At 45.6% G+C, this 9,737-nt stretch carries 7 protein-coding genes and 1 pseudogene; all 8 read right to left on the reverse strand.

Annotated elements, in window-relative coordinates; genetic code table 11:
- Nucleotides 1–2,561 (reverse strand): hypothetical protein (locus tag GXO74_01970; GenBank protein ID NOZ60427.1); only part of this gene is annotated, 2,561 nt, incomplete at its 3' end.
- A gap of 304 nt (nt 2,562–2,865) precedes the next feature.
- Nucleotides 2,866–4,194, reverse strand: coding sequence for a replication-associated recombination protein A (locus GXO74_01975; GenBank protein ID NOZ60428.1), 1,329 nt, complete (start codon nt 4,192–4,194; stop codon nt 2,866–2,868).
- 93 nt (nt 4,195–4,287) lie between these two features.
- Nucleotides 4,288–5,229: a tetratricopeptide repeat protein gene (locus tag GXO74_01980; GenBank protein NOZ60429.1), complete on the reverse strand. Its 942-nt coding sequence runs from the start codon at nt 5,227–5,229 to the stop codon at nt 4,288–4,290.
- An 11-nt stretch (nt 5,230–5,240) separates the two neighbouring features.
- Entirely contained in the window at nt 5,241–5,903 is a 663-nt protein-coding gene (locus GXO74_01985; protein ID NOZ60430.1) for an MtnX-like HAD-IB family phosphatase, read from the reverse strand.
- A gap of 204 nt (nt 5,904–6,107) precedes the next feature.
- Entirely contained in the window at nt 6,108–7,541 is a 1,434-nt protein-coding gene (gene glnA / locus GXO74_01990; GenBank protein NOZ60431.1) for a type I glutamate--ammonia ligase, read from the reverse strand.
- A 57-nt stretch (nt 7,542–7,598) separates the two neighbouring features.
- Nucleotides 7,599–8,396, reverse strand: a complete 798-nt coding sequence (mazG, locus tag GXO74_01995; GenBank protein ID NOZ60432.1) for a nucleoside triphosphate pyrophosphohydrolase — start codon at nt 8,394–8,396, stop codon at nt 7,599–7,601.
- A gap of 153 nt (nt 8,397–8,549) precedes the next feature.
- Complete coding sequence (locus tag GXO74_02000; GenBank protein ID NOZ60433.1) at nt 8,550–9,089, reverse strand: NlpC/P60 family protein; 540 nt, start codon at nt 9,087–9,089, stop codon at nt 8,550–8,552.
- 135 nt (nt 9,090–9,224) lie between these two features.
- Nucleotides 9,225–9,737 (reverse strand): annotated as a pseudogene (locus GXO74_02005) (D-lyxose/D-mannose family sugar isomerase).

Genomic DNA, 9,737 nt, shown 5'->3' on the forward strand with positions numbered 1-9,737 from the left:
CAATGCAGATTGCGGTAAAAAGTAAAAGAATGATTCACCACCTGCTTGGTGCGCAAATCGTAATGAGCGCTGTAGCTGATTTTCCAGTTTTTCGTGAGTTGTACTTCCATACCCCTAATATCCAGATAGTAATTTTTCACCGGATGGTTTGGATTGTAATTGTTGAGCGAAAAACTCAGCGCCAGCGACATGCGCCAGGGAATATCCAGTCCGGAAAAGCGGTCATTGACGTCAAAGCGGTCGCCGCCTGGTTGGTAGAGACGGTCATAATATTCCTGTTCAGAAACCGGCTCACCGGTGACCGGATCGAAAAACTGCTGTTCCTCTTTCACAGCGGACTTTTTTTCCCCGCTATCTTTTTTTCTGCCCTGCAATCGTAGCGTGGCAGAAAAACGAAAATTATTCAATCGCAAAAATTTGAATTTCTTCACCGAGTCCCAGTCTTTCAGCAGCAATTTATTCACCGTTCTTCCGGAAACCGGATCGTATTTGTAAAAACTGTGACTTGCGGAAGCGCTGATGTTGAGATTCCTGGCGACCGAGGAGATGAACGAAGTGCTTAAATTGGAAAATCGCAGCGAATCCGCTTCAAAATTGTAGGCTGAACTAAAATTTATCGTGAACAGATCCAATTTTTTCTCTTTCTCGCCGTCAGCAATTTTCGCCTGAAAAAGATTGCGTACGCTGAAGGACAAACTTTTGCTGCCTCCGCTGGAAACGCCGTCCATGAACCGCTGCGCGCGAATGAGTTTGCCGGTCGTGTCATAAAAAGTGTCCACGTAACCCCATTTTTCATCGGAAAAATTGGGCTGATAGCCGAAAGAGAGACTCGGCGAAACCACGTGCCGCAGCGCTTTCAATTTTCCGATATTCGGAGTGAACATGCCGTAAATGTTCGTCGAAGCATGCAAACTGTGGGAAAATGTACGCCGCGCGGCAAATCCTGCCACCGTATCGGTGACGACGGAATTCGTCTCCGGGTCGAATGTATTTTTCAGAAATTGATCGTACCAGCGCTCCTGATAACTGAAAGACTGCCCCAGTGTCAGCCAGCCGAACAATTTCTGCGGCGTGTTCATGCTCAAAGAAACGCCGTGGTTGATGTAGCGGCTGGTGCGTTCGCCGTAGCTGCCGCCGCGTGTGACGCGATTGTACAAATTGGAATTGTAGGAAAAATAGATGGACTCGTACCAGCGACGCGTCTCATTTTTATTTCCTCCGCCGAATCGACTGGAACTTCTCGACTTTGAACCTCCGAATAATGACCGCTGTGAGAGGCTGAAGCGAAGCTGCGGAAATGTGCGCGTAAGAGTTCCGGCTTCAATATCTCTCACCTGCGACATGTTAGCACTCAAACTCATTCCTTTTTCGGGCCACCTCTTGGAAAAAGTGGCATTGGAACGAATCTGGCGATTGAGGCGCGTATTGAAATTGGAACTGTAATCGCGATAAAAACTATTGTCGCTGACAAAACTGCCGCTGACCTGAAAGCTGGTGTTCGGATCAATGACATGACGGTGAGAAATCAAAAGATCCCAACGCTGCTGCTTCAGCCCGGTGATGAAATTCTTTTTAGTGAAAGAACCGGAAATTCTGCCGTTCAAAATGTAACGCAAGGCGTAATTGATGTCACCGCGAAAAATAACCCCGCTGCGGTCGAAATAGTCGAGTTTCAAGCTGGAATCGAAATAATCGTTCGGCGCCCAGTAATAGCCGAGTCCGCGAATAAACCGCCCTTCTGAAGAGCTCTCGCCGTAAGTCGGAATGATCAAACCCGAGTGGCGACCTTTTTTTGTCGGAAAAACAGCAAAAGGCAGCGCTGCCAAAGGCACATGCCCGAAATAAAGCACGACTGGTTTGGCGATCACCTTGTCGTCCACAATCAATTTAATCCGCCGACTTTGAAAATGGTAGTGAGGGTGATCTTTGATGTCGCAGGTCGTAAAATAGCCGCCGGACAAATTGATCACCTGGGGGCTGATTCGTTTCACAGACTGTCCCATATAATAGCCACCCTCAAATTCGGTTCTGCCTTTGATTACGCGGCCTTTGCCGGATTTGTAATTGTAGATCATTTTTTCGCCGTTCATCACATCGCCGGCTTCGGTGAGGACAGGCAAATCTTTCATTGCCACTTCCATTACCGAATCCTGGCCATTGGCTGTTGGTTTGTAAACTGTGTCAGGAACTCCCTCCGCAGTGATCAAGTTATTGTCCCAATCGACAACAATTTTCCCGGCTTGCAAATGCGTGGTCTGATACTTCACATCCGCTTTGCCGGTCAGGTAAATTTTATTGCTGTCAGGATCGAACTCTACGATTTCTGCCTTGTAAAAAAGCGTGGTATCCAGACCTGTGGACGTCTTTTTCGCTTCCGCAGAATCTTTTTTCACCGAAACCGTATCTGCCTGAACGGTCGTATCCTGTACGCTGATTTGCAGCGGATGCGGAAACACTTCATCGCCGGTTTGGGCAATAACACGTACTGTGGTGATTATCCACAAAGCCGGGAACAAATACATTAATATTGTTAACTTGAAAAAATTGATTTTAATTTTCATTTCTGCGCGCATATTTGGAGATTTTTTCGTTATTTATTGGGCAAAACCATTACCGACAGTACCAAATTTCCGACATCGATGCAATAATTCATTTTGATAAATTTTCTCATTCCAAAACCTGCCAAATTCTCTGTGAATAGAGAAAATAATTCCCATGACTTTGTAATCAAGCAAATGAAAATCCTTATCCGAAACAGGCTTAACCGCTTGACTGATTTGAATTGGCATAAAATCAAATCGCTAAATTTTTTAAATAATTTTTCTAATGGTATTGTCAGTAATGGTTTTGTCAAAAAATTTTTACTTATAAATCTTCTTTCTTTCTCTTTTTCCATAATCTGCTTAATCTTTCCCGCAGCGTTTTTTCGTACCCTAAATCCGTTGGCCGATAATAAATTTTGTCCTTCTTTCCTTCGGGCAAATAATTTTCCTCGACAAAATGCTCCGGAAAATCATGCGGATATTTGTAATCTTTACCGTAGCCCTGCTGTTCCATCAGCTTTGTCGGTGCATTGCGCAGATGCAGCGGCACCGGCTCCGGCGGTGAATTTTTCACATCTCCGAGAGCTTCGTTTATCGCTTTGTACGCGGCATTGCTTTTCGGAACAGATGCCAGATAAGTCGCGGCTTGCGCTAAAATAATCCGCGCTTCGGGCATGCCGATGTAATCCACTGCCGAGAACGCGCTCGTCGCCACGACCAGCGCGTGCGGATGAGCATTCCCGATATCTTCGGACGCTAAAATTATCAGACGCCGGGCGATAAATTTTGGATCTTCGCCGCCGTCCAACATGCGCGCCATCCAATAAACCGCTGCGTCCGGGTCGCTGCCGCGAATGCTTTTAATGAAAGCGGAAATCAAATCGTAGTGATAGTCGCCTTTTTTATCGTACAACAAAGTTCGCTGCTGCAAAACTTCCTGCAGCATTTCCGCGGTGATGAGGCGGGTTCCGTCCTCTGCAACCGGAACTTGCTGTGCCGCCAATTCGATAGCATTCAACGCAATGCGCGCATCCCCGGCGGCAAAATGGATCAAAATCTGGCGGGCATCTTCAGCCAGTGAGATTTTCTGTTCTTTCAAAATCGAATCTTCCTGAACAGCGCGGCCAATGATCTGGCCAATTTCTTCCTCGGAAAAAGGCGTCAGCGTGTACACTCTGGCTCGGGACAGCAGCGGCGAAATGACTTCAAAAGACGGGTTTTCCGTCGTGGCGCCAATGAGCAAAATCGTGCCGTCCTCCACACTGTGCAGTAATGCGTCCTGCTGGGCTTTGTTGAAACGATGAATTTCATCGATGAACAGAATCGTGTGTTTTTGCAAATGCTGGCGATTGAAACTTGCCTTTTCGATTATTTTGCGCACATCCTGCACTCCGGCAGTCACGGCGCTGATGGCAAAAAATTCCGATTGCGTCTCCTGAGCTATGATCCGCGCCAGCGTTGTTTTACCCACGCCGGGAGGTCCCCAGAAAATCATCGACACCAACTGGTCATTTTCAATGGCGCGGCGCAGCACTTTTCCCTCGCCCACCAAATGAGATTGACCGATGAACTCCGCCAATGATTTCGGACGCATTCGCTCAGCGAGCGGCGGAGTTGTGCGAGCAGATGCTTTTTTATCGAATAAATCCATTCATTCCCAATTTATCAAAATTAAAAAAATCAGTTCGTTGTTGTTCGTTTTGTTCGCTTGTTCGTTTTGTTCGTTTTGTTCGCTGCCCAAGAACTACTTCCCCCAAAATCTTCTCAACTTATTCCGCCGGGCAGTGAGCTCGCGGATTTTCCGCTTGCATTTTTTCGCGTATTTACCAGACGGCTCTTTCTCCAATGCCAGCTTGTACTCGCTAATCGCATTGTCGAATTCATTGCGGTCCTTTTTTTCGTACGCCTGCGCCATATAAAAATGGGGCGCTGCGAATTCCTCGTGAATCATCATCGCCTTGCCGAAATGCTCGATGGCGTCCCACAAGGCGGATTTGCTGCCTTTGCGGAACAAAATTTTTCCCTGCGCCATGTGATAATAATAATTCGCCTCGCTGTGGTCACGCTGCAAATTAATCGCACGTTTTAGATATTTTGACGCTGAAATATTTTTCCCGCGCAAATAATATTTTTTCCCTTTTTGAAAATTCGCATCAGCGAGGCGCATCAAGCTGTCAGCGCGCGCCAGCGCACTTTTTGCCTGCCCATTTGAGGAGTCGATAGCTAACGCTTTCAGATAAAATATTTTCGCTTTTTTCAACCAACCATTCGCGGCGTAAGCCTGTGCGAGATAAAAATTCGCCTCGAAATTAGTCGAATCCATCGCCAGGATTTCCTTGTATTCGGAAAAAGCGCGGTTAAAATTTTCCTCTTTCGCCGCCTGCTTACCAATTCCCAATTTAATGGCAATAATTTCAGCCTGCGCCTCTTCGGCGAGATTCGAATTGGGCTTGATTTTCTCGGCTGTTTTCAAAGCAGACAACGCCTGATCGTTTTTGCTCATTGCGCGGTAACTTTTCCCCAAAATCAAAAACGCATCCGCGTTGGAAGAATCTTTTTCAATGGCGCGCAGACATTCAGTAATCGCTGCCTGATAGTTTTTTTGATCGTAAAACTGTTGCGCCTGCTTCATACCCGCGCAAGAAGCCAATATCAAGACAAAGACATAAATGACAAATCGCTTCATATTTTCACCGTTTAGCTCAATTTTCTTTCGATATTTTTTAATTCATTCAGAACATCTTTAAAATTATCAAATTCATGAAAAGACATCCCATTTTCAAAACAGTAATTTTTCAAATCATCTTTGGCAAACAGGACATCTGCTTCGGGCACTGCGCAGCGATCCGAATAGCCGTCGCCCACGTAAACGATCAACTCGCCATCTTCCCGATGCTCACGAATTTGGTAACCTTTGCAATTACCGCACACCAGACAACCTTTTTCGTAGTAAGGAAATTCTACACGCATTTTATTTTCGGCGATGAAAGTCAACTCATTGGCGATCACCTCGATGTCGCCGAGCCCTTCTTTTGCCAGGATTCTTTTGATGTACAAATCCAGCCCATCACTCAACACAGTAACGGGATAATTCTTTTGACGACAGTGATTGAAAAAAATTTTGAAATACGGATCGATTTTCTGCGCGTCGCTGAAACGGAACAATTCCTCTTTCGTAATGCGCGTATTCTCGCAGCCCAGCGTAAAAACTTCCCGCGAGCTGATTTTTCCGTCCTTCCAATCCTGCACGATTTTGTCCCAGTCCGCGTCAGCGTATTTCTGAAACAGCGCATCGCCGACATCGGTCATCGAAATCGTACCGTCAAAATCGACAAAAATTTTGATTTTTTTCTTTTTCATTTACTTTCTGAAATCCTTATTTGGATAATTTCCAAATGTACCAGAGACGCATCCGCCTGCGACGTGATCCCAATTTCCAGACTCCAAATAAATTCCAGCCCAAAAATTACAATCTCAAAACTAATTTTAGCACGAGACACAGTAGCTAAATGCTAAATGCCAGACGCCAAATCCAATGCCTCATACCCAGCGCGAAAACTCAAATTACAAATCATAATACAAACTCATCTCATAGGGATGCGGTCTGTTCCGCACTTCGTCGTATTCCCGCTTAATTTTATACTCCATCCACAGCTCGATCAGTTCCCTGGAGAAAATATCCCCTTCCAGTAAAAAATCGTGATCCTTGCGCAAGGCTTCCATTGCCTCGAACAAAGACGTTGGCAGAGATTTTATACGATCCAGTTTTGATTTTGGCAGAGTAAAAACATTCACATCGTAGGGGCCAAATCCTTCTTTTTCCGGATCGATCTTATTGCGAATTCCGTCAATGCCAGCCATGAGCATCGCGGTCAACGCCAGATAAATATTGCTCGTCGCGTCTGGCGGGCGGAATTCAATCCGTTTTTCCTCGGGCGTGTCCGCGTACTTGGGAATCCGAATGGCAGCGCTGCGATTTGCCAGGCCAAAAATTGTCTTCACTGGCGCCTCGAATCCGGGGACGAGCCGTTTGTAGGAATTTGTGCTGGGATTAGTGAACGCCAACAACGCCGGCCCGTGTTTGAGCACACCGCCGATGAAATAGAGCGCTGTTTGACTCAAGCCAGCGTAACCATTTTTATCGTAAAATAACGGCTTCCCCTTTTTGAATAGTTTCATGTGGATATGCATGCCGCTGCCCGCTTCGTTGTACAGCGGTTTGGGCATGAAAGTCACGGTTTTATTGTTGCGATTGGCAACCATGCGAATGATGTATTTTATCAATTTCGTCACATCCGCAGCTTTGAGCAACGGATGATGGAGAATTTCAATTTCCGACTGGCCAGGACCGCCGACTTCGTGATGATGATATTTCACCGGAATTCCGCTGTCCTCGATACTCTTCACCATTTTCGCGCGTAAGTTGTACAAATTGTCCAGCGGCGGAATGGCATGATACCCCCCCTGCCGGGGAATTTTGTGCCCTAAATTTTGCTCTTCACTGGCGCCGGTATTCCAATCTGCTTCCACGGAATCGATCTTGTAACATGACAAATTGATATCAAACTCATAGGTAATATGATCAAAAATGTAAAATTCAAATTCCGGGCTCCACAAACTTTGATCCGCGATGCCGGTGGACTTCAAATATTCTTCCGCTCGGTGGGCAATGTTTCGCGGATCGTTTTTAAATAAATCGAGCGTACCAGCTTCGTACGCCGAACAAATAAAACTGAGCGTTGGCATGTCCCAAAACGGATCGATCCACATTGTTGTGGGATCCGGAATCAAAACCATGTCTCCGGCCTCCAATTTTTTGAAACCGGGAACACTCGAACCGTCAAAAGCCACTCCTTTCTCAAACACTCGCTCGCTGAACTGACTCACTGGAATCGTCAAATGATGCCATCTGCCGAAAAGGTCGATAAATTTCAAATCCACCATCTCGATTTTTTCCTGCTCGACAGTTTTGAAAACATGGCTCAAATTTTTTCCCATAAAGCCTCCGTTTTTATTTGGAAATTATGATCTGCAACTGCTCATTCAATCTAAAAATTACTCATCACGCCTATTATTTTTTTTCACATCATCCCAGATCTGATCCATTTCGTCCAACGTCATCTCATCCAATGAACGATGCTGCCGTTCCGCCTCGGATTCGACTTGTTGAAAACGGTAACTAAATTTTTCCGTGGCTTGGCGCAGCGCATCTTCGGGATTGACGCGCAAAAAACGAGACAAATTGACCAGTGCAAAGAGCAAATCACCAAATTCTTCCTCGATCTCATTTTGCCTGTTCTCCGCCACCGCCTCCTTCAATTCTTTAATTTCTTCTCCCACTTTGTCCCAAACTTGATCGGTTTTTTCCCAATCAAAGCCGACAGTAGCAGCTTTTGCCTGAATGCGATGAGCGCGCAGCAACGCCGGTAATGTTTTCGGAACGCCAGCTATTGTTGAGCGGCCTCGATCTTTCTTTTTTTTCAATCTTTCCCAATTCACTGTCTGCTCTTCCGCCGAATTTATCTGCACATCGCCGAATACGTTGGGATGGCGGTAAATCAATTTCTCATTAATATTTTTCAGCACATCGATGATAGAAAAGCGATTTTCTTCCTCAGCAATTTGAGATTGAAAAATCACTTGCAACAACAGATCGCCCAACTCAAATTTTAAGTCATCGTACCGCTTCTGATCGATGAGTTCCAGCACTTCGTAAGTTTCTTCCAGTAAGTATTGCCGCAGCGACTCGTAAGTTTGCTGTCGATCCCAGGGGCAGCCATTTTCAGCGCGCAACTTCGTCATAATCTCCACTAACAGGGAAAACTCATTTTTTAGCGATTCGTTATCAGCCATTTTAGTAAGAACTCCATGAAATTTATTATTTAAAAAATTCAATTACAGGCAGGCAAAATAGTGTTTTTTGCAGAAATAAGCAAGCAAATTTTCCAATTATTTTGTTTTAAAAGATGGAAGAATTCAGCAGCAGTCTGATTAAACGGCGTTTTCTCACCGCAAAACTCTGCCGGCATCTTTGACGCGACTGCGGTAATAAGTCTCTTTCAAATTAGAGACCACGACGCCGTAACTCGTGCTGGCATGAACAAAATACCCGTCATCGAGATAAATACCCACGTGATCGATTCTGCCGGAATAACTGTTGTCAAAAAAAACCAGATCGCCGATCGCGAGTTGACTGAGCGGAATCCGCTGGCTGCGGACGTACTGTTGCGAAGCATTATGCGGCAACTTTACGCCAAAAACGTCTCGGAAAATCACCTTGACAAAACCCGAGCAATCCAACCCTCGTCTGTCTTCTCCGCCAAAAACATAGGGCGTGCCAATATAAAAACGAATTTCCTGAAACAGGCGGTAAGTCTCCCGGCTATAATTCTGTCGTTCAATCCGATCCAGAATTCCAAGCGATCGCCGAACAACGTCAGCTTCTTTTCTTCCATCGGGCTGACGGGCATAGCGCGGCGCACAGCCAACGAGCGCGACCAACATGAGTATTGCCAGATTACGAATTTGCCGTTCAATGACTTGCATTTCTTTGCCCCTCCTAAAATTGATTTTAAAGGAAAGCGCTGCTACAAAATTACTGCTTTTTTGTATTATTTAACTACGAGATAGATGGCAAATAGTTCAATTTATTGAAAGCGCTAATCATGAAATAGCTGCGCCTCAAAGCAAAAACCTCCCATAATCATTGCACAACAAATAGGTTGGTGGAACGTCTTCTTCGATCTCCGAAAACCTCGGCAAATCGCGATAAAATCGATTGTCGGCATTGTCATCGTTGACCATGGAAACTTCTCCTACCAGCGCATTTCCGTTTTCAGCATAAAATTCGTGATACAGTTTCTGTGGCAAAGTCAGTCAGGCTCTCGCCCGGTTTGAGAATTAATTTTTCTCCGGGATTCACTGTGCGCTTGATTCCGTCGCAGATTATGTGCACCGGCGCGTCGGCAAATTCATCGTTTTCGTCGGCATAATAGAGATGAAAAATTAGGTCGCCGCCGCCGCGGTTGATGATGTCTTCCATTTTATTCCAGTGATAGTGATATGGAGTCACCTGTCCCGGTCCGACCATCATGATTTTTTCGGCGTAGGGTTTGGGATATTTTTTGCTGTTCAGCTTCCCATTGCGCAAGGTGAAAAGCGTTAAGCCAATATTTTCAAAATCTCCTTCACCAA

It is taken from the genome of Calditrichota bacterium, from assembly GCA_013152715.1.
GTDB lineage: Bacteria > Zhuqueibacterota > Zhuqueibacteria > Thermofontimicrobiales > Thermofontimicrobiaceae > 4484-87.